Source organism: Dietzia aurantiaca, assembly GCF_021033825.1.
GTDB lineage: Bacteria > Actinomycetota > Actinomycetes > Mycobacteriales > Mycobacteriaceae > Dietzia > Dietzia aurantiaca.
In genome coordinates, this window is sequence record NZ_JAIFXZ010000003.1 from 19,384 (window position 1) to 42,716 (window position 23,333).

At 70.4% G+C, this 23,333-nt stretch carries 21 protein-coding genes; 10 read left to right on the forward strand and 11 right to left on the reverse strand.

Going from position 1 to position 23,333, the window contains the following annotated elements; all coding sequences use genetic code 11:
* Positions 1-37: 37 nt before the first annotated feature.
* Positions 38-1,198: a pyridoxal phosphate-dependent aminotransferase gene (locus tag K3888_RS04855; RefSeq protein ID WP_230929121.1), complete on the forward strand. Its 1,161-nt coding sequence runs from the start codon at positions 38-40 to the stop codon at positions 1,196-1,198.
* 116 nt (positions 1,199-1,314) lie between these two features.
* Here K3888_RS04855 and K3888_RS04860 read toward each other — a convergent pair whose 3' ends face one another.
* The 5 genes from K3888_RS04860 to K3888_RS04880 all read right to left on the reverse strand — a co-directional run bounded on the left by K3888_RS04860 (position 1,315) and on the right by K3888_RS04880 (position 5,469).
* Positions 1,315-2,286 (reverse strand): NADPH:quinone oxidoreductase family protein, encoded by a 972-nt coding sequence (locus tag K3888_RS04860; RefSeq protein ID WP_230929122.1) that lies wholly within the window; start codon positions 2,284-2,286, stop codon positions 1,315-1,317.
* Positions 2,287-2,355: 69 nt separating this feature from the next.
* Positions 2,356-2,793 (reverse strand): hypothetical protein, encoded by a 438-nt coding sequence (locus tag K3888_RS04865; protein ID WP_230929123.1) that lies wholly within the window; start codon positions 2,791-2,793, stop codon positions 2,356-2,358.
* 102 nt (positions 2,794-2,895) lie between these two features.
* A complete protein-coding gene (locus tag K3888_RS04870) occupies positions 2,896-3,651 on the reverse strand; it encodes an ABC transporter permease (RefSeq protein ID WP_230929124.1) in 756 nt (251 codons plus the stop codon).
* A gap of 38 nt (positions 3,652-3,689) precedes the next feature.
* Positions 3,690-4,679 (reverse strand): ATP-binding cassette domain-containing protein, encoded by a 990-nt coding sequence (locus tag K3888_RS04875; RefSeq protein ID WP_230929125.1) that lies wholly within the window; start codon positions 4,677-4,679, stop codon positions 3,690-3,692.
* Between the two features lie 127 nt (positions 4,680-4,806).
* On the reverse strand, positions 4,807-5,469 hold the full coding sequence (locus K3888_RS04880; RefSeq protein ID WP_230929126.1) for an SDR family oxidoreductase: 663 nt from the start codon (positions 5,467-5,469) through the stop codon (positions 4,807-4,809).
* 219 nt (positions 5,470-5,688) lie between these two features.
* Between K3888_RS04880 and K3888_RS04885 the strand changes: the two genes are divergently transcribed.
* The 3 genes from K3888_RS04885 to K3888_RS04895 all read left to right on the forward strand — a co-directional run bounded on the left by K3888_RS04885 (position 5,689) and on the right by K3888_RS04895 (position 8,664).
* Entirely contained in the window at positions 5,689-6,948 is a 1,260-nt protein-coding gene (locus K3888_RS04885) for a L,D-transpeptidase (protein WP_230929127.1), read from the forward strand.
* Between the two features lie 247 nt (positions 6,949-7,195).
* Positions 7,196-7,579 carry a helix-turn-helix domain-containing protein gene (locus K3888_RS04890; RefSeq protein WP_206473968.1) on the forward strand — a complete coding sequence of 128 codons (384 nt, stop codon included), beginning with the start codon at positions 7,196-7,198 and terminating at the stop codon, positions 7,577-7,579.
* Positions 7,580-7,674: 95 nt separating this feature from the next.
* Entirely contained in the window at positions 7,675-8,664 is a 990-nt protein-coding gene (locus tag K3888_RS04895) for a DDE-type integrase/transposase/recombinase (protein ID WP_230929128.1), read from the forward strand.
* A 192-nt stretch (positions 8,665-8,856) separates the two neighbouring features.
* On the opposite strand, the gene K3888_RS04900 is transcribed toward K3888_RS04895, so the two are convergent.
* Entirely contained in the window at positions 8,857-10,332 is a 1,476-nt protein-coding gene (locus K3888_RS04900) for a peptide MFS transporter (RefSeq protein WP_230929129.1), read from the reverse strand.
* A gap of 227 nt (positions 10,333-10,559) precedes the next feature.
* Between K3888_RS04900 and K3888_RS04905 the strand changes: the two genes are divergently transcribed.
* Both K3888_RS04905 and K3888_RS04910 read left to right on the forward strand, forming a co-directional pair.
* Positions 10,560-11,918 (forward strand): hemolysin family protein, encoded by a 1,359-nt coding sequence (locus K3888_RS04905; protein WP_230929130.1) that lies wholly within the window; start codon positions 10,560-10,562, stop codon positions 11,916-11,918.
* A 47-nt stretch (positions 11,919-11,965) separates the two neighbouring features.
* Positions 11,966-13,021 (forward strand): CNNM domain-containing protein, encoded by a 1,056-nt coding sequence (locus K3888_RS04910; protein WP_230929403.1) that lies wholly within the window; start codon positions 11,966-11,968, stop codon positions 13,019-13,021.
* A 49-nt stretch (positions 13,022-13,070) separates the two neighbouring features.
* Here the strand turns inward: K3888_RS04910 and K3888_RS04915 are convergent, their stop codons facing one another.
* Genes K3888_RS04915 through K3888_RS04930 form a run of 4 tightly spaced genes read right to left on the reverse strand, consistent with a single transcriptional unit; the run spans position 13,071 to position 16,950 of the window.
* Positions 13,071-13,646 (reverse strand): DUF4112 domain-containing protein, encoded by a 576-nt coding sequence (locus tag K3888_RS04915; RefSeq protein WP_230929131.1) that lies wholly within the window; start codon positions 13,644-13,646, stop codon positions 13,071-13,073.
* A 60-nt stretch (positions 13,647-13,706) separates the two neighbouring features.
* Complete coding sequence (locus tag K3888_RS04920; RefSeq protein ID WP_230929132.1) at positions 13,707-15,170, reverse strand: sensor histidine kinase; 1,464 nt, start codon at positions 15,168-15,170, stop codon at positions 13,707-13,709.
* Complete coding sequence (locus tag K3888_RS04925; RefSeq protein WP_230929133.1) at positions 15,167-15,886, reverse strand: response regulator transcription factor; 720 nt, start codon at positions 15,884-15,886, stop codon at positions 15,167-15,169. The genes K3888_RS04920 and K3888_RS04925 overlap by 4 nt, the downstream gene beginning before the upstream one ends.
* A gap of 32 nt (positions 15,887-15,918) precedes the next feature.
* On the reverse strand, positions 15,919-16,950 hold the full coding sequence (locus tag K3888_RS04930; protein ID WP_230929134.1) for an intradiol ring-cleavage dioxygenase: 1,032 nt from the start codon (positions 16,948-16,950) through the stop codon (positions 15,919-15,921).
* A 138-nt stretch (positions 16,951-17,088) separates the two neighbouring features.
* On the opposite strand from K3888_RS04930, the gene K3888_RS04935 reads away from it, so the two are divergent.
* Positions 17,089-18,999 carry a penicillin-binding transpeptidase domain-containing protein gene (locus tag K3888_RS04935; protein ID WP_230929135.1) on the forward strand — a complete coding sequence of 637 codons (1,911 nt, stop codon included), beginning with the start codon at positions 17,089-17,091 and terminating at the stop codon, positions 18,997-18,999.
* Between the two features lie 131 nt (positions 19,000-19,130).
* Positions 19,131-20,015: an SDR family NAD(P)-dependent oxidoreductase gene (locus K3888_RS04940; RefSeq protein WP_230929136.1), complete on the forward strand. Its 885-nt coding sequence runs from the start codon at positions 19,131-19,133 to the stop codon at positions 20,013-20,015.
* Positions 20,016-20,056: 41 nt separating this feature from the next.
* On the opposite strand, the gene K3888_RS04945 is transcribed toward K3888_RS04940, so the two are convergent.
* Positions 20,057-20,758, reverse strand: a complete 702-nt coding sequence (locus tag K3888_RS04945) for a LysE family translocator (protein WP_230929137.1) — start codon at positions 20,756-20,758, stop codon at positions 20,057-20,059.
* 82 nt (positions 20,759-20,840) lie between these two features.
* Here K3888_RS04945 and K3888_RS04950 point away from each other — a divergent pair, with 82 nt between their 5' ends.
* Positions 20,841-21,293, forward strand: a complete 453-nt coding sequence (locus K3888_RS04950) for an Lrp/AsnC family transcriptional regulator (RefSeq protein ID WP_230929138.1) — start codon at positions 20,841-20,843, stop codon at positions 21,291-21,293.
* A 65-nt stretch (positions 21,294-21,358) separates the two neighbouring features.
* A complete protein-coding gene (locus K3888_RS04955) occupies positions 21,359-23,185 on the forward strand; it encodes an acyl-CoA dehydrogenase (protein ID WP_230929139.1) in 1,827 nt (608 codons plus the stop codon).
* The last annotated feature ends 148 nt before the right edge of the window (positions 23,186-23,333 follow it).

Consider the following 23,333-nt stretch of genomic DNA (forward strand, 5'->3'; position numbering starts at 1 on the left):
TGGTAGGAAACTCCGGCGACGGCCCTAGGCTGCCCCCATGACGGTCCGCAGACTCGCCCCGCATTCCACCACCATCTTCGCCGAGGTGTCGCAGCTCGCCACCAGGCACGATGCGATCAACCTCGGCCAGGGCTTTCCCGACACCGACGGCCCCACATCGATGATCGAGGCGGCGGCGCGGGCGATGCGCGAGGGCCACAACCAGTACCCGCCGGGGGCGGGCGTGACGGAGTTGCGCCAGGCGATCGCCGAACTGGAGCGCTCTGGCACCGGCCTGGTGCGCGACCCCGACACCGAGGTGCTGGTGACGGTCGGCGCGACCGAGGCGATCGCCGGTGCGGTGGTGGGCCTGGTGGAGTCCGACGACGAGGTGGTCGTGATCGAGCCGTACTACGACTCCTATGCGGCGACCATCGCGATGGCCGGCGCCACCCGTCGCCCGGCCCGGATGGTCCTGAAGGACGGCCGCTTTCGGCTCGACGTGGACTCGCTGCGGGCCGCGTTCTCCCCGCGGACGAGGGCCGTGCTGGTGAACACGCCGCACAATCCCACCGGGGCCGTCCTGCCGCGCGAGGACCTGGAGCAGATCGCGGCACTGTGCCTCGAGTTCGACGCGATCGCGATCTCGGACGAGGTGTATGAGCACCTCACCTTCGACGGCATCGAGCACGTGTCCATCTCGACGCTGCCGGGGATGGCCGAGCGGACGCTGCGCATCTCCAGCGCGGGCAAGATGCTCAACTGCACCGGCTGGAAGGTCGGCTGGGTCACCGGGCCCGCGGACCTGGTCGCGGGGGTGCGCGCCGCGAAGCAGTATATGAGTTTCACCGGCGCCACGCCGTTGCAGCTGGGGGTCGCCCACGCGCTTCAGCACGAGCAGCAGTGGATCGACTCGCTGCGTGACGGCATGCAGGAACGACGCGATCAGCTCGTGGAGGTCCTCTCGGGCGTCGGGTTCGATCTCGTCGTCGGGCAGGGCACCTACTTCCTGACCGCCGATCCCCGCCCGCTCGGGGTGACCGACGCGGCGGCCTGGTGCCTCGACCTTCCGGGGAGGATCGGGGTGGCGGCGGTGCCGTTCGCGCCGTTCACCGACCGCTTCGCCGGCGAGTGGTCGCACCTGGTGCGGTTCGCGTTCTGCAAGCGGCCCGAGGTGCTCGACGAGGCCGGCCGCCGGCTGCAGGCGCTCAAGGGCTGACGCGGTCGGCGCGCGCGGGGAACCGGCCACCGGGATTTCCCCCTCTGACCTGGGGTGCCCTGCCCGGCCCGAGCAGGGCACCCCAGGTCAGCGCGGTGAAGCGGTGGCGCGCCGCCTCAGCGACCGTGGGTGAGGACGATCTTGCCGACTGCGCCGCGGCCGTCCATGAGCTCGAGCGCGTCGGTGGCCTGCTCCAGCGGGAACTCCATTCCGACGAGCGGGTCGAGCTTGCCCGCGGCCAGCAGCGGCTGCACCTCGGCCCACTGCTTCTGCAGGTAGCCGGGGTTGCTCATCCAGTACTCTCCCCAGCCCACGCCCACGGCGCTCTTGTTGCCCAGCAGCAGGCGGTTGACCTTGACGGTGGGGATCTCGCCGCCGGTGAACCCGATGACGAGGATTCGGCCCTCCTGGCCCAGGGCGCGGATCGAGTCGGTGAACCTGTCACCGCCCACGGGGTCGACGACGACGTCGACGCCCTTCCCGCCGGTGAGCTCCTTCACCGCGTCCTTGAAGCCCTCGGGCGCAATGGCCTCCGACGCGCCCGCCTGCTGCGCCAGGTCCCGCTTCTCCTCGGTGGAGGCCACGGCGATCACGCGCGCACCCATCGCGGTGGCGAACTGGGTGGCGGCGATCCCGATCCCGCCCCCGGCCCCGTGCACGAGCACCGTCTCCCCGGCCTGCAGTCGGCCGCGGTGGGCGAGCGCGAAATGCACGGTCAGCACGTTCATCGGCACCGACGCGCCCTGCGCGAAGCTGAGGCTGTCGGGCAGCGGGAACACCTGTGACGGGTCGGTGGCGACCACCTCGGCGAAGCCGCCGAGGCCGGGGAAGGCGCACACGCGGTCGCCGGCGGACAGGCCCGAGCCCTCGGGCGCCGAGCGGACCACGCCCGCGATCTCCGAGCCCGGCACGAACGGCAGCGGCGGCGACATCTGGTACCTGCCGCGGGTCTGCAGGACCTCCGGGAAGGTCACGCCCGAGGCGTGGACGTCGATGACGACCTGCCCCTCCCCCGCGTCGGGTTCGGGGATGTCGACCACCTCGAGGGCGGCGGGTCCGTCATGGCTGGAGATGTGGATGGCACGCATGCGGTCCATAGTGTCAGTCGCCTGGACACATGTCAGGGAGTCGGGGCGCCCCCGGTCAGCGGATCGCGTTCACCGCGCCTGCTCCACGTCACGGCGGCGGCCCTGCTTCCGCCTCCGCCACAGGTACAGGACCAGCCCCAGCGCCACGACCACCTGCCCGATCTGGAACGCCAACGCCATCACGATGAACTCCCGCCCGAACGCCGTGGGCAGCAGCAGGAGTAGAGCGCAGAGGAACAACAGCGTCACGGTGAGGATCTGTCCGCCGCCCATGAGTGCGCGCGGGAGCGAGATGAGGCGCCCGCGGCCGACCATGAGCACCGAGTTCATCGCGATGAGCAGACTCACCGGCACGCCGATCTGTGCGGGGAACAGGAACAACACCGGAAACAGCGGATGCGTGCTGAGCGTCACCGTCCCCGCGAGCAGAAACTGCGGAACGCTCCACAGTGCCGTGAGGAAGGCGCAGATCACTGTGATCCACGAGCCGCCCACCAGGATCTTCACCTGTGGAGGATAACCCCGGCGGCGACGGACGGAAACCGTGCCTCGGCCCGCCGGGCCCGCGCGAGGCGGCTGCGAACCGGGTGTCAGGCGGCGAACCGGACGTCAGGCGTTCTCCCGCCGGAACACGCGGGTGCCCCACCAGATGGCCGCCGCGAACAACACCAGGGCCCACCCGATCCCCCACAGCATCGTGGAGGCGACGAAGGTCCCGGCGAAGGCGGACCGCGCCGTGTCGACGATGTAGCGGAAGGGGATGAGATCCGAGACCCGCTGGAGCCAGGCCGGGCCGAGCGTCATGGGCAGGAGGATCCCGGACAGCAACATGATGGGCATCATGAGCATGTTGGTCAGCGGCGCCATGACCTGCTCGCTCTTGGAGGTCAGCGCGAGCGCATTGGAGGCGGCGGCGCCGGCCGCGCCGGTGAGCACGGTGAGCCCGATGCCCAGGACGACGCCCCGGATCGGCGCCTCCATCCCCATGGCATAGCCGAGCCCCACCAGGATCAGTGCCTGCACGAGCAGCTGCAGGATGTCGCGCATGACCCGGCCGAACAGCAGCGCGGTGCGACTGGCCGGGGTCACGCGTTCGGCCTCGACCACGCCCTCGCGCCACTCGGCGATGAGCCCGAAGCCGGCGAACAGGGCACCGAAGATCCCCAGCTGGACCAGCAGGCCGGGGACGAAGAACGTGTAGGCGTTGGTGGCGCCGAACTGCTCGGTGAGCGGGGTGAGCAGCGGCGCGAACAGCAGGAGGTACAGAACCGGCTGCATGATCCCGATGAGCACCCACGCCGGGTTACGCAGGTTCATGCGCAGCTGTCGACGGAAGATGATGGTCGATTCGCGGAAGAAGGACACTGGGGACTCCTGGACGGGCGGAGAGCGGAGGGCGTCGGTCAGCTGTCGCGGAGCGAGCGGCCGGTGAGGTCGAGGAACACGTCGTCGAGCGTGGGGCGGGTGACGTCGACGGACACCAGCGCGATGCCGGCGGAGTCCATCTCGCGCACGATGTCGGGGAGCGCCAGCGCCGCGCGGTCGATGCGCGCGGTCAGTCGGGTGGAGTCGACGACGACGTCGTTCACCGCCCGACCGGAGACATTCGCGCGGTCCCGCACGGCGCGGTCGAGCACGCCCGCCGCGTCGGCGGCGCGGGCGGGATCCGCCACCTCCACCTCCACGAGGTCTCCGGAGACCTGGCGCTTGAGGTTCTCGGCGGTGTCCTCGGCCACGATCTCCCCGTGGTCGATGATCACGATCCGGTCGCTCAGCGCATCCGCCTCGTCCAGGTAGTGGGTGGTGAGGAAGACGGTCGCGCCGCGGCGCTCCCGCAGCCCGCGGATGTGCTGCCAGAGATTGGCACGCGCCTGCGGATCCAGCCCGGTGGTGGGCTCGTCGAGGAACACCAGCGACGGCGAGTGCACCAGACCCATCACCACATCCAGTCGCCTGCGCTGCCCGCCGGACATCTTCGAGCACTTCCGGTCCCACAGCCCGTCCAGCTCGAGCTCCTCGAACAGCTTCCGGGCCTGGACCGTCGCGTCGGCCCGGCTCATGCCGTAGAGCATGGCGTGGTCCACGACCTCCTCACCGGCGCGGGGTTCGGAACCGGTGGAGCCGACCTGTGAGACGTACCCGATCCGCCTGCGGACCTCGGCCGACTGGGTCACCACGTCATACCCGGCGACGGTCGCCTCCCCGGCGGTCGGCCGCAGGAGGGTCGTGAGCATGCGAAGCGTAGTGGTCTTGCCCGCACCGTTCGGGCCGAGGAACCCGACGACCTCGCCGTCCGCGACGTCGATGTCCACCCCGGCGACGGCGTGCACCTCCACCTTCTCGCGGCCCCTACGGCTGTGGAAGGTCTGTCGGAGTCCACGGGCACGGATCATCTCGGACGGCTCCCCACGTGTGTGCGCTACTGGCCACGAAAACAGTAGAGCCCCGCGGCGCGCTGGTCTATACGTTCACGCGCACCGGGGTCGGGCGGTCGTCGCGGGCCCGAACCCGGGCACGGGCTCACTCCCTGGTGAGGGCCTCCCCGATCGGGGTGTCACCGTCGGAGAAGTCGATCGTCCGCCCGATTGTGTCCGGCCTGCGCAGCACCGCCGCGATCACGTCCGCCACGACGTCCCGGCTGGTCTTGCGGTCCTCGCTCTTGTCGTCGCCCACACCGATCGACTCGCCGCCGGGCTCGTCGGTGAGCGCGCCCGGGCCGAGAATCGTCCACTTCAGATCCGTCTCACGCAGGTGCGCGTCCGCCGCCGCCTTGGCCTCGGCGTACGGGAAGAACGAGTTGTCCTCGGGCACCCCGTGGTCCGGGCCCGCCCCGTCGTAGGACACCATCACGTAGCGCTCGACACCCTCCGCCACGCAGGCGTCCATCGAGCGGATGGCGGCATCGCGATCCACCGCGTACGTCCGCTCCGGGTTGCCGCCGCCGGCGCCGGCGGACCAGACCACCGAGCCGCTGCCGCGCAGGACTTCACGAAACTCGTCGTCGTCGAGCTTCTCGACGTCCGCCACCACGGGGGTGGCGCCGGCCGCACGCACGTCCTCGGCGTGATCGGGGTTGCGGATCACCGAATACACCTCGGCTCCCGCCTCCGACAAGATCCGGGCGGCGCGCAGGGCCACCTTGCCGTGGCCGCCGACGATGGTCACTGGAAGCTCGATACCCATGGCCTCCGTTCTACCCGCCCGATCGCGGGCGCGACCAGCAGATGCATGAGACTCACGTCACACCATGTGAGCGCTTCTCACTCCGTCCGGTCACAACTGCGCAACGACACGCCGTCGGGCCCGTTTCCAGCTCGTCCCGTGTCGTACCCGGCAGGCATCATGTCGGATGTAAGCCGGTACTCACCGGCCGATCTCGCGCAGTCGCATTCGGAGTAACGCATGTCCATGTCCCGGTCAGGCAGTCCCACACGCCCGGGGACCCTGGTTCCGCTCGCCCTTCTCGCCGGGCTGGCCACCCTGGTCCTCGTCATCTCCGGGTGCACGGTCCCCGTGCCCACCGGCTCCGCAGGCGAGACCACCCCGTCCGAGACCTCGCAGTCGCCGCGGCCTGCCGAGCTCACGGTGACCCCCGCGGACGGCGCGACGGACGTCGCCATTAGGGACGGCGTGTCCGCAGCGGTGGAGGACGGCACCATCACCGAGGTCGTTCTCACCAACGACTCCGGCAACCGGATCGACGGCACGATCTCGGCGGACGGCACCGAGTGGCGGCCCGACATCCCGCTCGGGTACGGCCGCACCTACACGCTCGAGACCACCTACAACGGCGAGACCGGCGGCCCGAGGACGGACACGCGGTCGTTCACCATGGCCAACCCGCAGTCGACCGTGGGAGTCGACCTCGTCACGACGGGCGGCGCCCCGCTGGAGTCGGGGCGCGAGTACGGCGTGGGCATCGTTGTGGCCGCCACGTTCGACCAGCCCGTCTCGGATCGCGACGAGGCCGAGAAGTACATGCACGTCAGCACCACCCCCGAGGTCGAGGGCAACTGGTTCTGGCTCGACGACTCGACCGCGCACTGGCGCCCGAAGGACTACTACGCGACCGGCACCGAGGTGGAGGTGGACCTCGACCTGGAGGGCCGCAACCTCGGCGGCGGCCAGTGGGGCGCGGACGACGCCGCGGTGGACTTCTCGATCGGCGAGCGCCGGGTCACGATCGCCGACGACGCCACCAAGACGGTCTCGGTGTACCACGGCCAGGAGCTGATCAAGACAATGCCCACGTCGATGGGCAAGGGCGGCTGGGCCACCTACGGCGACGTGACCATGCACTTCTGGACCCAGCCCGGCACCTACACGGTGCTCGACAAGGCCAGCTCGGTGCTCATGGACTCCACCACCTACGGGCTCCCGCTGTCGGCCGGCTACCGCACGACCGTCGCGCACGGTGTCCGCATCTCCAACAACGGCATCTACTTCCACGCCATGCCCGCGACCGTGTGGGCGCAGGGCAACACCAACACCTCGCACGGCTGCCTCAACCTGTCGTCGGCCGATGCCGAGTGGTACTTCGACCAGGCCACCACCGGCGACGTGGTGGAGATCCGTGGCACGCAGGGTCCGGATCTCGAGCAGTGGAAGAACGGCGACTGGTCCGTGCCGTGGGACGTCTGGCAGACCGGCTCCGCCGATTGACTGCGGCCCGCCTTGCCGCCGCCCGCCTGGCCGGCCGTCAGCCGCCCGCCGCCCGCCGCCCGCCTCGAAGTAAAGAATCCGCTGCCCCCTCGGGAGGCAGCGGATTCTTGCGTCTGGGCCCGGCCCGGGCGGTCGTCTGGGCCCGGCGCCGGGCGCCAGATCCCACTTGGTCGGCATCACTGCGAACCTTGTTGGCGCCCCCTGAGCGGCAGGATGGTTGTGAACCGGGATCAGGGAGTTGATGTCAATGAGCGTGACGGTCGAACCTCGACGGTTTACGCCGGATCAGATCCGAGAACACGTGTTGGCGTACACGCAGGCCAAGCATGGGACGAAACGGGCGTACCTGGACAAGCATGAGATCGGGAAAGACCAGATGTACCGGTGGCGGGCTGCGTTCACCGACGGGGACCTCGACTCCGGCAAGATCCCGCGCCAGTCTGGTCGTATGACGCACAAGGACATCTCTGAGATCGAGCGGCTCAAGCGCTTGCTCGCCGAGCGTGATTCCCAGATCGGCGAGCTCGAAGGTGAGATCGACCGCTCCAGGAAGGTGGCTGATGCGCTGGGAAAAGCTATCGGCGTCATGCACTCACATGGCGTCGAACCCGACAAGGCGGAAAACGACTAACCGAGCAGCAGCAGGCCCGGTTCGACGAGCTCGTCGCTGCCGAGGATCGACTACTGGCCGAGCTCACCGCCGCGGGCACGACCAAGACTGCCGCGATGGCGTTGATCGGTTTGGCCAAGTCGGCGCTGCATTACCGGCGCAATCCCCGGCCGGGCGTGGCCGAGCCGGTTGCGCACCGTGACCGGCGCCAGCCTTCGGCTATCACCGACCAGGAGCGGTCATGGGTCATCGACCAGCTCAATGCCAATGAGGGGGTGCCGGTCGAGCAGGTCTATTACCTGAGCCTGGATTCCGGCGAAGGCGGGTTCGTCAGCCTGGCCACGTTCCACCGCGTCGCCCGGGCGATCGAGCGATCGTCGTGCCGGAGGCAGCGCCGGGCGGGCACCCCGGATTCGGCTCGGCGTCCGGCCCCGGACCTGCGGGGCACAGGCCCTGGGCAGGTGCTGTGCTGGGATATCACAGTCTTGCCTGGGCAATACCGGGGACAGTCGTTCGCCCTGTACGCGGTAATCGACCTGTTCAGCCGCAAGATCGTAGGCCACACCGTGCAACCGCGTGAGGACCACATCGTGGCCGCGAAATGGATGGGCAACGTGCTCGACTCCCTCGGCGGACGCACCAGGGTCGTGCACTCCGACAACGGCGCGGCAATGACCTCCAACAAGATGAAAAACCTGCTAGGAAAACGTGGCGTCACCCAATCGCTATCTCGGCCCGCGGTCAGTAACGACAACCCCCACATCGAGTCCTGGTTCTCCACCGTCAAGTACCACCGCCGGTACCCACAACTGTTCGACGACGTCCACGATGCAGCCCGCTGGTGCGATGAGTTCATCGAGTTCTACAACAGCGCCCACCGGCATTCCGGGCTGAACGGATACACCCCTGACCAGGTCTTCTCCGGAACCTGGCGTGACGTACACGAGCGCCGGCAAGCAGCCGCCGAGCAGGCTTTCCGGAACAAGCCCATCCGATTCAGTAGGGCACCAGTTGTGCCCGCACCGCCAGAGCACACCCGCCTGGCCATCACCGCACGGAAAGCACCCGCCGCAACGAGCACAGTCGAACAACTACTCGCCGCGTAGAACTAACAAAAGTTCAAAAGAGGTTGACACCGAGCGCCACTGCGAAATCCACCCGAAATAATCGCAGTGAGGTCGACAAAATCGGGCGCGGCCCCGGCGGCGGGCCGAGCCGGCGGCCGGGGCTGGGCCGTGGCATCGGCCGGGCCTGCCTGATCGGCCGCCGCCGACCCTGGCCCCGCGTAGGTCAGCCGATCAGCGGACGCCCATCATGTTCTTCTTTATCCACGGGGCCAGCAGCGCGATCATCACGGCCACCACGATCGAGGCGATCCCCAGGGTGAGGAAGTAGAAGCGCTCGGCGCCGGCGTCGCTGGGATCGTAGTAGCCCGCCAACACACCGGACAGCGCGCTGCCGATGGACACGGTGAGGAAGAACAGCGCCACCATCTGCGTCTTGAACGCCTCCGGGGCGAGCTTGGTCGCCAGCGACTGCCCCACCGGCGAGAGCAGCAGCTCGGCCATCGTGAACAGGAACAGGATGCCGACGATCGCCAGCAACGGTGTGGCGGTGCTGCCCACGAAGAACAGGAACACCAGGTAGGCCGCACCCATGATGAGGTTGGCCAACGCGAACTTCATCGGCGTGGACGGCTGGCGCTTGCCGAGCTTGACCCACATCGCGGCGAAGACGGCCGCGAAGATGATGATGAACAGCGGGTTGATGGACTGCACCCAGCTGGCGGGGAACTCCCAGCCGCCGATGTTGCGGTCCAGCCGCTGGTCCGAGTAGATGGCGATCACGGTGAACTGCTGCTGGAACAGCGCCCAGAACATCACCGAGGCGAGGAACATCGGGATGAACGAGATCACGCGGCGACGCTCGTCGGCCTGCGTCTTGGAGCTGCCGATGAGGATCGCGAACAGGACCACGGCGCCGACTGCGGCGATCGCGGTGACGATGTTGGCCAGCCACTCCAGCGGGACGAGGCCGGTGGCGATGGCCGCCACGATGAGGACGACGACGACAACGCCGACACCCAGGTAACGGACACGCAGCGCGCGGGGCAGTGGATCCGGAACCTCCACGCCGATGCCCCTGAGAGTGGAGCCACGCATGGCGACGTACTGGATCAGTCCGATCGCCATACCGACCGCGGCCGCACCGAAGCCCCAGTGGAAACCGTGGGTGTCCCACAGCGCGCCGGTGACCAGCGGGCCGAGCAGGCCACCGATGTTGACGGCCATGTAGTAGATCGAGAACGCGGCGTCCCGGCGGTCGTCGGTCCGGCGGTACATGTCGCCGACGACGGTCGAGGTGGTGGCCTTGAGCGTGCCGGCGCCGACGCCGACAAACACCAGACCGATGCCGAGTCCGATGGCATCGGGGATCAACGCCAGGGACATGTGCCCCAGCATGATCAACACGGCAGAACCGAAGAGCGTGCGCTCCGCGCCGAAGAGCCGGTCGGAGACCCAGCCGCCGAGGATCGCGGAGGCGTAGACGAGACCGCCGTACGCACCGACGATGGAGGTGGCGATCTGCTCGGAGAAGCCCAGACCGCCCTCGCCGACCGCGTAGTAGATGTAGTACGCCAGCAGGCCCTGCATGCCGTAGAAGCTGAAGCGCTCCCACAGCTCGATGCCTGAGAGGTTGGCCAGACCGAGTGGATGGCCGAAGAACCTACGGTCCGAATCGGCGAGAGCCACCTCGGGATTCCGAGTTGTCATGTCAGACAGTGATACTCCTGACAGCGGCAGGTGACAAACCCGTGCTATTCGCCACGCCCGACAGGGTGGGAGTCGACATTCCCACCGGCGAGCGGGACAATCGGTTACCCAGCCCGAGTACACCCACTCGGGGCACCCCGAGCAGAACGCGCAGGAGCACCTCCAGTGACCCGAGCCGACACCCCGGCCCGATCTATCCGCCCCCTTCACGGAAGGGGGCACACCGGATGAGCATCGCGCTCTCACTACTGATCGGCGTCGTCGTGGTCCTGGCGATCACCGCGCTGACGGGCTACTTCGTAGCCCAGGAATTCGCGTTCATGGCGGTAGACCGCTCCCGCATGGGCGCCGCCGTCGAGAAGGGCGACCCTGTCGCCGAACGCGTCCTCGGCGTCACCCGACGCACCTCGTTCATGCTGTCGGGCGCCCAGCTCGGCATCACCGTCACCACCCTGGTCGTGGGTTATGTGGCCGAACCCCTCATCGGGCGGGCCCTCGGCGAGCTCCTCGGCCTCGCCTCCGTGCCGCAGGCCGTCGGCGTGGTGGTGGGTACCGTCCTGGCACTGCTGTTCTCGACAGTGGTCCAGATGATCTTCGGCGAGCTGGTGCCCAAGAACCTGGCGATCGCCAAGCCGGAGCCGGTCTCCCGCTGGCTGGCGCGGTCCACCTCGATCTACCTGGCCGTCTTCGGCTGGCTCATCGGCCTGTTCGACAAGGCCTCCGAGGCCCTGCTCAGGCTGGTCGGCATCGAGCCGGTCCACGACAAGGAGCACTCGGCCACCGCCCGCGACCTCGAGCACATCGTCGCCGAGTCCGGCGAGGCCGGCGAGCTCTCCCCCGAGCTCAGTCGACTGCTCGACCGCATGCTCGACTTCCCCGGCCAGCCCGCCGAGCACGCGATGGTCCCGCGCTCGCGCACCGACGTGGTCCGCGGGGAGGACACCGTGTGCGACGTGCTGTCGAAGATGGCGAAGGGCCACACCCGCTATCCGGTGGTCGGCGAGGATTCGGACGACGTGATCGGCGTCGTCGACCTGCACGACCTGCTCATCGTCTCCGACGACAGGGACACGACCCTGATCCAGGTGTCCGAGCTGATGCGGGCACCGATCGTCGTGCCCACCTCCCTGCCGCTGCCGGAGGTCGCGAACCGGCTCGGTGACGCGGGCTCGGAGATGGCCGTCGTGGTGGACGAGTACGGCGGCTTCGCCGGGGTCGTCACCATGGAGGACATGGCCGAGGAGATCGTCGGCGAGATCGTCGACGAGCACGACCCCCAGGCCGCGGCGGGCATCCCCGTCGGAGAGGGTGACGGCTGGCTGGTCAGCGGCGACACCCATCTCGACGAGGTGGAGCGCCTGCTCGACATCACGCTGCCGGACACCGACGCCGAGACCCTGGGTGGCCTCGTGATCGAGACCTCCGGCGACCTGCCCGCGATCGGCGACCGCGTGGACGTGGACCTGCCCGACACCGACGTGTTCGAGGAGCTGTCGCGCTCGCGGATCCTGCACACCGAGGTCCGGCAGATCGAGCGTCGAGTGCCCTCCCAGCTGTACGTGGCGGTCGAGGAGGCCACCCGATGAACACCGAGACCGTCACCCTGCTCGCCGCCGAGGCACCGTCGGGGGCCATGAACAACCCGCTGGTCGTGCTGGCCGCGACCGTCCTGCTGATCGTGGCCTCGGCGTTCTTCGTGGCCGTGGAGTTCTCGTTGATCTCCGCGCGCCGCCACCGTCTCGAGGACGCGGCCGCCACCAGCGTCGCCGCGCGCGCCGCGCTGCGGAACGCCTCCGAGCTGACCCTGTTGCTGGCGGGCGCGCAGCTCGGCATCACCCTGTGTGCCCTGGCCCTGGGTTCGATCACCAAGCCGGCCGTCCACCACTGGCTCACGCCGGTGTTCTCCGGCTGGGGCCTGCCCCTGTGGACGGCGGACGTCATCGCGTTCATCCTCGCGCTGATCATCGTCACGTTCCTGCACCTGGTGGTGGGTGAGATGGCGCCCAAGTCGTGGTCCATCGCGCACCCGGAGTACTCGGCCACCCTGCTGGCGCTGCCGATGCGCGGGTTCCTCTGGCTCACGCGCCCGCTGCTGCTCCTGCTCAACAACACCGCCAACGCGATCCTGCACAAGCTCGGTGTGGACGCGAGGGACGAGGTCTCGTCCGGGCAGGACGCCGATTCGCTGCGCGAGCTGGTGCGTCACTCGGGTGAGGCCGGGACGCTCGACGAGTCCCGCCAGCGCCAGCTGCTCAGTGCCCTCGAGCTCCAGGAGCTCACCATGGGTGACCTGCTCGGCGAGCGCGATGCCGACACCCCGGCCACGGAGTCCGAGATGTCGTCGGTCTCCGTCGACGCGAGCCCCGAGGAGATCCGCGAGACCGCCCGCCGGACGGGCCACCTCCGCCTGCTGGTGCTGGAAGACGATACCGCGGTCGGCGTGGTGCACGCGCGGGACTCGATCGATGTCACCGGGGCCGCCACCGCCCGTGAACTCATGCGGCCGTGCCTGTCACTGGAGTTCGATCTGTCCGTCGCGGAAGCCTTCCGCCGGATGCGTGATTCGCGGGCGCATCTCGTCGTCGTCGAACAGTCCGGCGATCACCCGGGCACCCACGTCTCCGAGGTGCGCGGCGTCGTCACCCTCGACGACGTGGTCCGCCGCCTCCTCCCGGCAACCTCCGGTTAGGCGCGGGGCCGGGCCTGGTCCGGTTCGGTTTGGCTCGGTCCGGTCCGGCTCAGAACAGCCCGATCAACTTCAGCAGGCCCCACAGCGCCAGCCCGGCCATCCCGATCAACACCAGCAGCATCAGCCCCACCGCACCCACCGCCCGCAGCAGATAGCCGCGGGCGGTGGTGTCTATCGTGCGACCGTCGGCGATCGTCTGGTTGACCAGTCGCAGGTTCTTGGAGGTGGCCTTGTGCGCGACGTCAGCCACGTCGCCGACGAACGGGACCGTGCCCAGCACCGCGTCGACCAGGTAGTTCCAGCCGATGCGGAACAGGATCCGGACCGGCACCCGGTTACGCACAGCCTCGACCATGACGACCGCCGCCACCACCGTGCCCACCGCGTCGCCGACGCCGGGCACGAACCCGATCACCGGGTCCACCCCCACGCGGTAGCGGGTGCCGGGGATGCGGACGAGGTCGTCGAGCACGCGCGCCAGACCGGCGGTCAGGGGTGACCCGCCGGTGCGGTCGACGGGGACCGGCGCGGCGGACACGCCCGGGGTGGGCGTGCTGCGTGCCGGCGCGACGGGGGTCGCACGCGGCCTCGGGTCGGGCGTCGGGTCGGGGCGGGCGCCGGTCATATCGGCCGAGCGTACGGGCCGTGACGTGGCGCGCCACCGCGATGCGCCAGCGGACCCGCATCAGTCCGCGGGGAGCCGGACGGTGACGACGACACCGGCGCCGGGGGCGGTGTCGAGCTCGACGGTGCCGCCGTGCGCGCGGACCAGCTCGTCGACGATGCTCAGCCCGAGCCCGCTGCCGCCGCCCCGCGTGCGCGTGCGCGAGTCGTCGGCCCGGTGGAAGCGCTCGAACGCCCGCGCGGCGTCCTCGGGCGCCATCCCGGGGCCGTCGTCGCGGACCGTGATCACCGCCTCGTTCCGCTCGTGGGCGACGGCCACCCTCACGTGAGCCTCGGGCGGGGTGTGACGCAGGGCGTTGACGACGAGGTTGGTCACCACCTGGTGGAGCCGGCCCGCGTCACCCGTGACCACCGGCACCCCCGCGACCTGCAGGTCGATCTCCCGCAACGGGTCGGTGGCGCCGGCGGCATCGACCACGTCGCAGACGACCTCGGCCACGTCTACGGGCGCGTGGTCGAGCGGCCGCTCGGCGTCGAGGTGCGCGAGGGTGAGCAGGTCCTCGACGATCCGGGACATCCGGAGTGATTCGGCCTCGATCTTCGTCAGGGCGGCGTCGGAGTCCGGGAGGGCGCCCATCCGGTGCAGTTCCGCGAACCCGCGGATCGACGTGAGCGGGGTGCGCAGCTCGTGGCTCGCGTCGGCGGCGAACCGTCGGGTGCGTTCCTCCGAGGCGCGCGCGATCGACTCCGCCGCGCGCGCCGCCGCCTCCGACTCGCCGCTCGCGGCCAGGGCCCCGCGCAGCGAGTCGACCATCTCGTCGAGACTGGCCGTGAGATCGCCGACCTCGGTGCCGCGGGGCCGCGGCGGCAGACGCCGCTGGAGATCCCCGGCGGCGATCTGGCCGGCCGCCGAGCGGACCTCGTCCAGTGGCCGGAGCGCGCGGGTGACCAGCGACCACCCCGCCGCCCCCACGACGAGCAGGACCGCGGCCCCCACCACGGCGGAGACCGTGATGAGGAGCGCGACGGTCTGTTCCACCTCGCGGTCCATGGGCAGCCCGACGATCGTCGTCCCCTCCGACGACGGCAGGACCACCACCCGCCAGTCCCCGTCGCCGGTACCGGTGACCGTGATCGGGGTGCCGGTGGCAGGACTCGCAGGGACCTCGGGGCGCTCGCCCGTCTCGTCAACCGACAGCACCACCGAGCCGGACGCGGACCGCTCCTCCACGTAGAAGCGGCTCGGCGGTGCGCCCCGGGACGGTGGGCCGGAGCCGGTGTCGGTGTCGGTGTCGGAGCCCGGGCCAGCGGTCTGGCCGGGCGGCACGCCGGGAGCGCCCGGCGGGCGGTGCGCCCATCCGCCCGCCGCGTCCATCAACTGTGCGTCGACGCGGTCGATCAGCTGCGCGCGCATGGTCACCGCCACCGCCGCGCCCGATGCCACCAGGCCCGCCAGCACCAGCAGGACCATCGTCACCACGAGGACGACCCGCAGCGGGATGCGCTCGATCCTGCCCCGCATCATCGGGGCTCGCGCATCACGTATCCGACCCCGCGCAGGGTGTGGAGGTACTTGACCGGGCCGGTGTCGACCTTGCGGCGCAGGTAGCTCACGTAGGACTCGACGACGTTGGCGTCCCCTCCGAAGTCGTAGTCCCACACGTGGTCGAGAATCCTCGCCTTGGACAGCACGACGCCCGCGTTGACCATGAAGTAGCGCAGCAGCGCGAACTCCGTGGGCGAGAGCGCGACCGCCTCACCGGCTTTGAACACCTCGTGGGAATCGTCGTGGAGCTCGATGTCCGCGAAGGCGATCCGATGATCGGCCGCAGGCTCGTCGCGGGGTGCCGCGCCCCGGCGCGCGAGCACCCGGATCCGGGCGATCACCTCCTCGAGGCTGAACGGTTTGGTCACGTAGTCGTCGCCGCCGATCGTCAACCCCCGCACGCGGTCGGCGACCTCGTCCTTGGCCGTGAGGAAGAGCACGGGGGCCGTGGAGCCGTCCGCGCGGAGCCGGGCCAGGGCGTCGAACCCGTCCATCCCCGGCATCATGACGTCGAGCACCACCACGTCGGGGCGGAACGTGCGGGCGACGTCGATCGCCCTCGTGCCCGTGTCGGCGGTGGCCACCTCGAATCCCTGGAACGTCAGACTGACCTGGAGCAGTTCGACGATTCCCGGTTCGTCGTCGCAGACGAGCACGCGGACGGCGGCGCCCTGGGCGTCCGTGGCTGCGGTCATGGTCATGAGTGTGCCCGAATCCTCTCGCCTGATCAGGCCGGTGTGCGCTGGCCGCCGGGCGGGCTCATGCCCTCGGGCGGGGCCATCCCCTCAGGCGGGCTCATGCCCTCGGGCGGGGCACCCATCGGACCGCCGCCGCCCGGACCACCGCCGGGCCCGCCTGCGCCGCCCGGCCCGCCACCGCTCGCCGCGTTCTCCTCCGCCGACGCCACGCCGATCGCGATGTCGAGCGAATACCCGGCCCGCGGGTCGCCGGTGACGGTGGGCAGCTGCGCATCCCAGCCGTCGCTGAAGATGCCGTCGGTCTCCAGGCTCACCCGCGACAGATTGGCGACCGAGGCCGAGTACCCGGAGTCCGCCGCGTACACGGCCTCGGACACGTCCTGCGGCAGCGCGATCTGCGAGGTCAACCGGGCGTTCTCCCCGGCGACCGCCGCGGCGAGCGTGTCGTACACCTCGAAATGCAGATGCGGCCAACGTCCCGCGTAGCAGCCCGGGAAGATCGAGGTGAACGTCACGCGCCCGTCGGCGTCGGCGGTCTGGACACCGCGCAGGTAGTTCTGGTCCGTCACGCCGTCGCTGTAGAGGGAGTACCTGCCCTCCCGGTCGCACTGCCACAGGTAGACGGCCATGCCGGCGCCGGGCGCACACGACTGCGTGAGGTCCTGCAGGCTCATGGTCACCGTCATAGGTACCCCCTCGGCGGTGCCGCTCATGGTGCCGAAACTCGTGGTGATGTCGCTGCGGTGGACTCCGGATTCGACCAGGACGTTGGGGCCGTTGGACCCGTCACCCGGGTAGGGGCCGGCGGTCTCGCCGGGCGCGGCGGCAACGCAGTCGGCGGCGTCGGTCGCGGCGCCGGTGGTCGCCGCCGTGCTCCCCGCGGCCGCGGTCGTCCCGGTCGAGCCGGTGTCCGTGGCAGCGCAGCCCGCCAACCCGAGCGTCGCCAGTCCGGCCGCGCCGAACAGTCCCCTCAGGGCGCTGCGTCGCGACAGGACGGCCATGTCGTGGCGCAGGCCCAGGTCGTGTTCATGCTGGTCGGGGCGGTCGTCGTGGCGTGTCATCACAGTCCTTCTCTTCGGCGATGACCTGACGGTAGGGCCGCTTCCCGTACGCCGGCTGGAGGTCTCCTGTGAAGTTGCTGGACGCCCGCGGCCGCGATCCCGGAAGCGGCGGCGGGCAGATTCTGGTTTCGTGGAGTGATGACGCCCTCGACCGCCCGTCCGCACACACGTCACCGTACCCGCCCCGCCGCCGGCCTCGCGGCTGCCGCCCTCGCCGTCGTCATGGTGGGTTCCGGGTGCGCGGCGCTGACCGGCGACACCGGCGCGGACGAGCTGCAGGAGTTCCTCTCGGTCCTCGAGCGCGGCGACCTCGCCGGGGCGGCGGCTATGACCACCGAACCGGCGGCCGCGGAGGAAGCCCTCACCGCGAGCGTCGCCGGCATGGGTTACCCCGCGCTGTCGGCCGACACCCCCGACGGCGACCGGCGCCCCGACCGCGACCCTGTGGCCGTGGAGTTCACGTGGGATCTGGGGGACGGTGACGACGACGGCGCCGAGGGCGACGACGAGGCCACCCCCAGCCCCACGGACACCGGCAGCGAGGCCGGATCTCGCTCGGTGACCACCTCGGGACAGGCGGGCACCGTCAAGGTGGACGACCAGTGGAAGGTGCAGTGGGAGCCCACGATCCTGGATTCCCGTCTCGTCGCGGGCGGGTATCTGGAGTACGCCGAACTGATGGACTACGACACCGACATCCTCGACCGCACGGGCGCGCCGCTCATGCAGTGGACCCCGGTCACGGCCGTGACGCTCGCCCCGGACGCCGCCGCGAGCGCGGACGCGGTGGCGCAGCTGGTGGGCAGCGCGGCGCCGACGATCACCGGGCAGTCGATCCGCGACGGTATGGCAGAAGCAGGCGACCAGCCGTACCAGGTGGTGGGGCTGCGGCCGAGCGATATCGACCCGATCCGTGAGCAGCTGGCCGCCGTGCCGGGGGTGACGCTGCCCGAGCGGGGAGATCTCATCCGCACCGACCGCGAGTTGAGCTCGCCGGCGCTGAACGGTCTTTCCAACGCGTGGATCGAGGCGCTACAGGCCTCCGGCGGCTGGTCGGCGGATATCGTCAACCCGGATGCCGAGCCGATCGAGCTGGGCGGGGCGCCGGCGGGCCAGGTGGACGATCTGACCTCCACGCTGCAGATCTCGATGCAGCAGGCCGCGCAGTCCGCGGTGGACGGCTCCGGTCAGGCGGCGTCGATCGTGGCGATCCAGCCGTCCACCGGCGGCATCCTCGCAGTGGCGCAGAACTCGGCCGCTGATCAGCAGGGGCCGGTCTCACTGGAGGGTCGCTTCCCGCCCGGCTCCACGTTCAAGGTGGTCACCACGGGCGCCGCTCTCGAGTCCGGGGTGGTGGGCCCGGAGGAGATCGTGCCGTGTCCGGCGCAGATCACCGTGTCGGGGCGCACGATCCCCAATAACGACGACTTCGCGCTCGGCGACGTGCCGCTGGAGACGGCGTTCGCGCGCTCGTGCAACACCAGCCAGGCGGTGATCAGTGACCGGCTCGAGCCGGAGGCGATGAAGAACACCGCCGCACAGCTGGGCCTGGGGGTGGGCTTCTTCGTCCCGGGCCTGAACAACTACACCGGCTCCGTGCCCGTGACCGAGCGCGGTCCGGGCCGCGTGGAGGCGGCGATCGGGCAGGGCGAGGTGCTGGCCAGCCCGTTCGGCATGGCGGTGATGACCGCGTCGCTGGCCAACAACGGCCGGATGATCCTGCCGGAGCTCATCTCCGGGATGCCGGCGGTGGCCAACGATTCGCCGGAGCCGCTGCCGCAAACCGTCGTCGATACCCTCCGGCGCTACATGGTGCAGACAGTGCAGACCGGCACGGCCACGGCCGCCAACTCGGTGCCGGGGCTCGGCGGCAAGACCGGAACCGCGGAGGTCGGCAACGGGCCGTCCCACGGCTGGTTCGTGGGCTCGACCGGCGACATCGCGGTGGCGGTGCTCATCGAGGGCGCAGATTCCTCCGGGCCGGCGGTGTCGATGGCGGCGAACTTCCTCACCTCCGCCGGCCAGCCCGCGCCGCTGGCCGCCGGCTGAGCGCAGGTAGGCGGGGCCGTCGGTTCGGTGGCCGGTGGCCCGCCGACCCTGGGCCCGGTGTCGTCGGGTCGAGCAGCGGTGAGCCGAGCGCAGTCAGGGGGCCGAGCGACGGGAACGGGTAGTTTCGGCTCATGCGCCTGAGCGACCTGCCCCTCCCCGATGCCGCGGCCCGCCGCCTGTCCCGACTGCCTTTCGTGTCGACCCCGTCCCCTGCCGACACCAACCGGCGGGTGCTGATCACCGGCGGCGCCTCGGGCCTGGGCCTGGCGCTGGCCACAGCGTTTCTCGAGCGCGGCGACCGGGTGATGATCGCCGATCTGGCGCCCGCCGACTCCCGGCCCGCGTCCATCCCCGAGGACGCCCGCTACCTGCGTCTCGACGTACGCTCGGAGGACGAGTGGCAGGCCGCGCGCGACGAGATCGATGAGATCTGGGGTGGCCTCGACGTGCTGGTGAACAACGCCGGGATCGCGCAGGGCGGCCGGATCGAGATGCTCACCGAGGACGACTGGCGCCTCATCACCGACATCAATCTGCTGGGCGTGGCCCGCGGCTGCCGCACCTTCGTGCCGATGCTCAAGAAGCAGGGCCGCGGCCGCGTGGTCAACACCGCCTCGCTGGCCGGGCTGGTGCATCCGCCCACGATGAGCTCGTACACCGCGGTCAAGGCGGCCGTCGTGGCGATCTCGGAGAGCCTGCGCTGGGAGCTCGAGCCGTTCGGCGTGGACGTCTCGGTGATCTGCCCGTCGTTCTTCCGCACCAACCTGGCCTCGAGCCTCAACTCCTCCGCCCCCGCCGCGGCCGGGTTCGCCTCCAAGCTCATCACCCGCGCGAAGCTCGACGCCGACCAGATCGCCGCCGAGGTCATGCTCGCGCTCGACGCGGGCGAGTTCCTCATCCTCCCCGACCCCGACGCCCGCAAGAACTACCGCGGCAAGCGGCTGCTCCCGGCGGTCTACGCCAAGACCATGCTCGACATGGGCCGCAAGTTCGCGGCCGCGACCGGCAAACACTGACGCGCCCGGCGCCCGACGCCCGCGCATGCCCGGCCCCGCCGTCACATCCAGCCGGCCGCCTGACGCACCAGCAGCGCCGCGGCCACGACCGTGAGCGCCACGCCGGACAGCCGGGTCACGGTCGCCGCCGCGGACGGCCGCCCGCTCAGGTACCGGGCGGCCAGCAGCCCCACGGCGAAGTAGACCACCGCGCAGCCGGCCAGATGCACCGAGCCCAGGACCATCATCTGGGCCGGCATAGGCAGAGCCGCGTCCGGGGCGGCGAACGGCGGCAGCAGTGCCCCGAGCAGCAGGATCACCTTGGGATTGAGCAGACTCACGCCCACGCCGCGCGCGAACTGCCCGCCGCTGGAGGTGGAGCCGGCAGCGGGGGCCGCGCCGGTGTGAGTGTCGGCGGCTCCGACCATTCCCGGCGCGCCGGGGTCGAGCCCGCGATCGAGAACACCACCGCCCAACTCGTTCCGGCCCGGCTCACGCAGCATCCCGATGCCCAGCCAACCGATGTAGAGCGCGCCGACCACCGTGAGCACACCCAGGATCATCGGGTCCCCGGTGAGCAGGAGGCCCAGGCCCGCGGCCACCACGATGGTCGCTGCCAGGTGCCCGGACAGCATTCCGCTGATCGCGGGCACCACGGAGCGGTTCCGCAGGCCGGAGGAGATCGCGTACGCCCAGTCCGCCCCGGGCGTCAGCACGAACAGCATGGACACCGCCCAGAACGCGGCGACAGAGGTGAGTGGCATGACTGAAATGCTATGAGCGTTCCTGCGAAAAGTGCTCCCGAGTTACTCGCCGATCAGCCTGTTCTGCGGGAGAATGTCCCGCATGGATCGCATTGACCGAAATATTCTCTTGGCACTCCAGGAGCGGGGCCGGCTCACGCTCGCCGAGATCGCCGACCGGGTGCGGTTGAGCGTGTCGTCGTCGCACCGAAGGCTCCGCGCGCTGGAGACCTCCGGCGCGATCACCGGATACCGCGCGGTGATCGACCCGTCGGCGGTGGGGCTCGACTTCGAGGCCCTCGTCTTTGTGACCATGCGCTCGGGCGAGAAGGCCACGCTCACGGCGTTCGAGGCGGGGGTCGCGGAGCTGCCGGACGTCGTCTCGGCGCAGCGACTGTTCGGCGAGCCCGACTACCTACTGCGGATTCTCGTTGCCGATCTCGCCGCGTTCCAGAAGCTCTACGACGAGCACCTGGCCGGCCTGCCCGGGGTCGGGAACCTGCGCTCGACGCTGGTGATGCGCACGGTCGTCGAGGACCGCGGGGTGCCGCTCTGAGCGGGGTCCGGCGAGCATCAGCGGGTGCGCCTGCGACCACGCCCGCCCCACGTACTCTGCAGGGCATGAGCCCCTCGAACCTGATGTCCCGCGCCGACCTCGACTTCCTCCTCCACGACTGGCTGCGGGTATCCGAGCTGACCGCGCGCGAGCGGTACGCGGACCACTCGCGGGAGACGATCGACGCGGTGCTGGACCTGTCGGCCGAGCTCGCCGAGAAGTACTTCGCGCCGCACAATCGGGCCTCCGACCTCACCGAGCCCCGGCTCGTCGGCGAGGACGTCGAGCTCATCCCCGAGATCGGCGAGGCGCTGCGCCGGTTCGCCGACGCCGACCTCGTGGGCGCCGCCATGGATGCCGAGGTGGGCGGCATGCAGCTGCCCTACACCGCGTACCTCGCGTGCATGGCCTGGTTCTACGCGGCCAACATCGGCACCGCCGGCTACCCCCTGCTCACCACCGGCAACGCCAACCTGCTGCTAACGCACGGCAGCGAGGAACAGATCGAGCGCTACGTCCGGCCGATGATCGAAGGCCGCTTCACCGGCACCATGTGCCTGTCCGAGCCGCAGGCCGGTTCCAACCTGGCGGACATCACCACGCGCGCCGAGCCGCAGCCCGACGGCACCTACCGCCTGTTCGGCCAGAAGATGTGGATCTCCGGCGGCGAGCACCAGATGGCCGAGAACATCGTCCACCTCGTCCTGGCGAAGGTCCCCGGGTCCCCGGCCGGCACGCGGGGCATCAGCCTGTTCGTGGTCCCGAAGTTCCTGGTCGACGAGGACGGCTCGCTGGGCGAGCGCAACGACGTCGTCGTCACCGGCCTCAACCACAAGATGGGCTTTCGCGGCACGGTCAACACCGCCCCCACCCTGGGCCAGGGCCTGCACACGCCCGGCGGTCAGGCGGGCGCGGTCGGGTACGTCGTGGGTGAGGAGAACACCGGGCTCAAGAAGATGTTCACGATGATGAACGAGGCCCGCCTCGGCGTGGGGCTGGGCGCCACCGCGCTGGGCTACACCGGATACCTCAAGTCGCTCGACTACGCGCGGGGCCGCCCCCAGGGCCGGTCGGCCGGCGCGGACCCGGCGTCGCCGCAGGTCATGCTCACCGGGCACGCGGACGTGCGGCGGATGTTGCTCGCCCAGAAGTCGTATGTGGAGGGCGCGCTGGCGTTGGGCCTGTACTGCGCGAGGCTTGTCGACGACGAGAAGTCCGGCTCCCCGGAGGAGGCGGCGGCCGCGAAGACCGTTCTGGACGTCCTCACGCCGATCGCCAAATCGTGGCCGTCGCAGTGGTGCCTGAAGGCCAATGAGCTGGCGATCCAGGTGCTCGGCGGGGCCGGATACACGATCGACTACGACGTGGAGCAGCACTACCGGGACAACCGCCTGAACCCGATCCACGAGGGCACGCACGGGATCCAGGGCCAGGATCTGTTGGGCCGCAAGGTGCTCGCCGGGGGTGGCGCCGGGCTGGCCGCGCTGACCGAGCGGATCACCGAGACGTGCGACCGGGCCGCCGCGGACGGGCCCGGCTCCGAGCTCGCCGAACTGGCCGCGCTGCTGCGCCCGCGCGTCACCCGTCTCATCGAGGTGACCACCGCGTTGGCCGAGGTGGGCGCGAGCGATCCGGAGGCGTTCCTGGCCGATGCCACCGAGTATCTCGAGGCGACGGGGCACATCGTGATCGCGTGGATGTGGCTCGAGCAGCTTCTCGCACTGGGCTCGCGGGTGGACGAGGCCGCCGAGGGATCCGACGCCTTCTCCGCCGGCAAGCTCCAGGCCGCCCGCTACTTCCTGCGCCGCGAATTGCCGATCGTCGACGCCAAGCTCGACCTGCTCGCCTCCGGCGACCGCACCACGCTCGACATGCGTGACGACTGGTTCTGACCGCGCCGGGGGACGGCTGGGGCTGGGACGGCGACCTGTACCAGCCTCGTTCCGACGCCGGACGCCGCGAAGCCCGGACCGACTCGAGGTGGTCGGCCCGGGCTCCGGGTCTGCGGAGTACGGGGATTCAGGGTCCCCGCCGCGGGTC

Excerpts from the sequence above, each read along its gene's own strand:
- K3888_RS04855 (WP_230929121.1), top strand. The coding sequence starts at position 38 with ATGACGGTCCGCAGACTCGCCCCGCATTCCACCACCATCTTCGCCGAG.
- K3888_RS04860 (WP_230929122.1), bottom strand. The coding sequence starts at position 2,286 with ATGCGTGCCATCCACATCTCCAGCCATGACGGACCCGCCGCCCTCGAG.
- K3888_RS04875 (WP_230929125.1), bottom strand. The coding sequence starts at position 4,679 with ATGATCCGTGCCCGTGGACTCCGACAGACCTTCCACAGCCGTAGGGGC.
- K3888_RS04880 (WP_230929126.1), bottom strand. The coding sequence starts at position 5,469 with ATGGGTATCGAGCTTCCAGTGACCATCGTCGGCGGCCACGGCAAGGTG.
- K3888_RS04885 (WP_230929127.1), top strand. The coding sequence starts at position 5,689 with ATGTCCATGTCCCGGTCAGGCAGTCCCACACGCCCGGGGACCCTGGTT.
- K3888_RS04890 (WP_206473968.1), top strand. The coding sequence starts at position 7,196 with ATGAGCGTGACGGTCGAACCTCGACGGTTTACGCCGGATCAGATCCGA.
- K3888_RS04895 (WP_230929128.1), top strand. The coding sequence starts at position 7,675 with ATGGCGTTGATCGGTTTGGCCAAGTCGGCGCTGCATTACCGGCGCAAT.
- K3888_RS04900 (WP_230929129.1), bottom strand. The coding sequence starts at position 10,332 with ATGACAACTCGGAATCCCGAGGTGGCTCTCGCCGATTCGGACCGTAGG.
- K3888_RS04905 (WP_230929130.1), top strand. The coding sequence starts at position 10,560 with ATGAGCATCGCGCTCTCACTACTGATCGGCGTCGTCGTGGTCCTGGCG.
- K3888_RS04910 (WP_230929403.1), top strand. The coding sequence starts at position 11,966 with ATGAACAACCCGCTGGTCGTGCTGGCCGCGACCGTCCTGCTGATCGTG.
- K3888_RS04915 (WP_230929131.1), bottom strand. The coding sequence starts at position 13,646 with ATGACCGGCGCCCGCCCCGACCCGACGCCCGACCCGAGGCCGCGTGCG.
- K3888_RS04920 (WP_230929132.1), bottom strand. The coding sequence starts at position 15,170 with ATGATGCGGGGCAGGATCGAGCGCATCCCGCTGCGGGTCGTCCTCGTG.
- K3888_RS04925 (WP_230929133.1), bottom strand. The coding sequence starts at position 15,886 with ATGACCGCAGCCACGGACGCCCAGGGCGCCGCCGTCCGCGTGCTCGTC.
- K3888_RS04930 (WP_230929134.1), bottom strand. The coding sequence starts at position 16,950 with ATGACACGCCACGACGACCGCCCCGACCAGCATGAACACGACCTGGGC.
- K3888_RS04935 (WP_230929135.1), top strand. The coding sequence starts at position 17,089 with ATGACGCCCTCGACCGCCCGTCCGCACACACGTCACCGTACCCGCCCC.
- K3888_RS04940 (WP_230929136.1), top strand. The coding sequence starts at position 19,131 with ATGCGCCTGAGCGACCTGCCCCTCCCCGATGCCGCGGCCCGCCGCCTG.
- K3888_RS04945 (WP_230929137.1), bottom strand. The coding sequence starts at position 20,758 with ATGCCACTCACCTCTGTCGCCGCGTTCTGGGCGGTGTCCATGCTGTTC.
- K3888_RS04950 (WP_230929138.1), top strand. The coding sequence starts at position 20,841 with ATGGATCGCATTGACCGAAATATTCTCTTGGCACTCCAGGAGCGGGGC.
- K3888_RS04955 (WP_230929139.1), top strand. The coding sequence starts at position 21,359 with ATGAGCCCCTCGAACCTGATGTCCCGCGCCGACCTCGACTTCCTCCTC.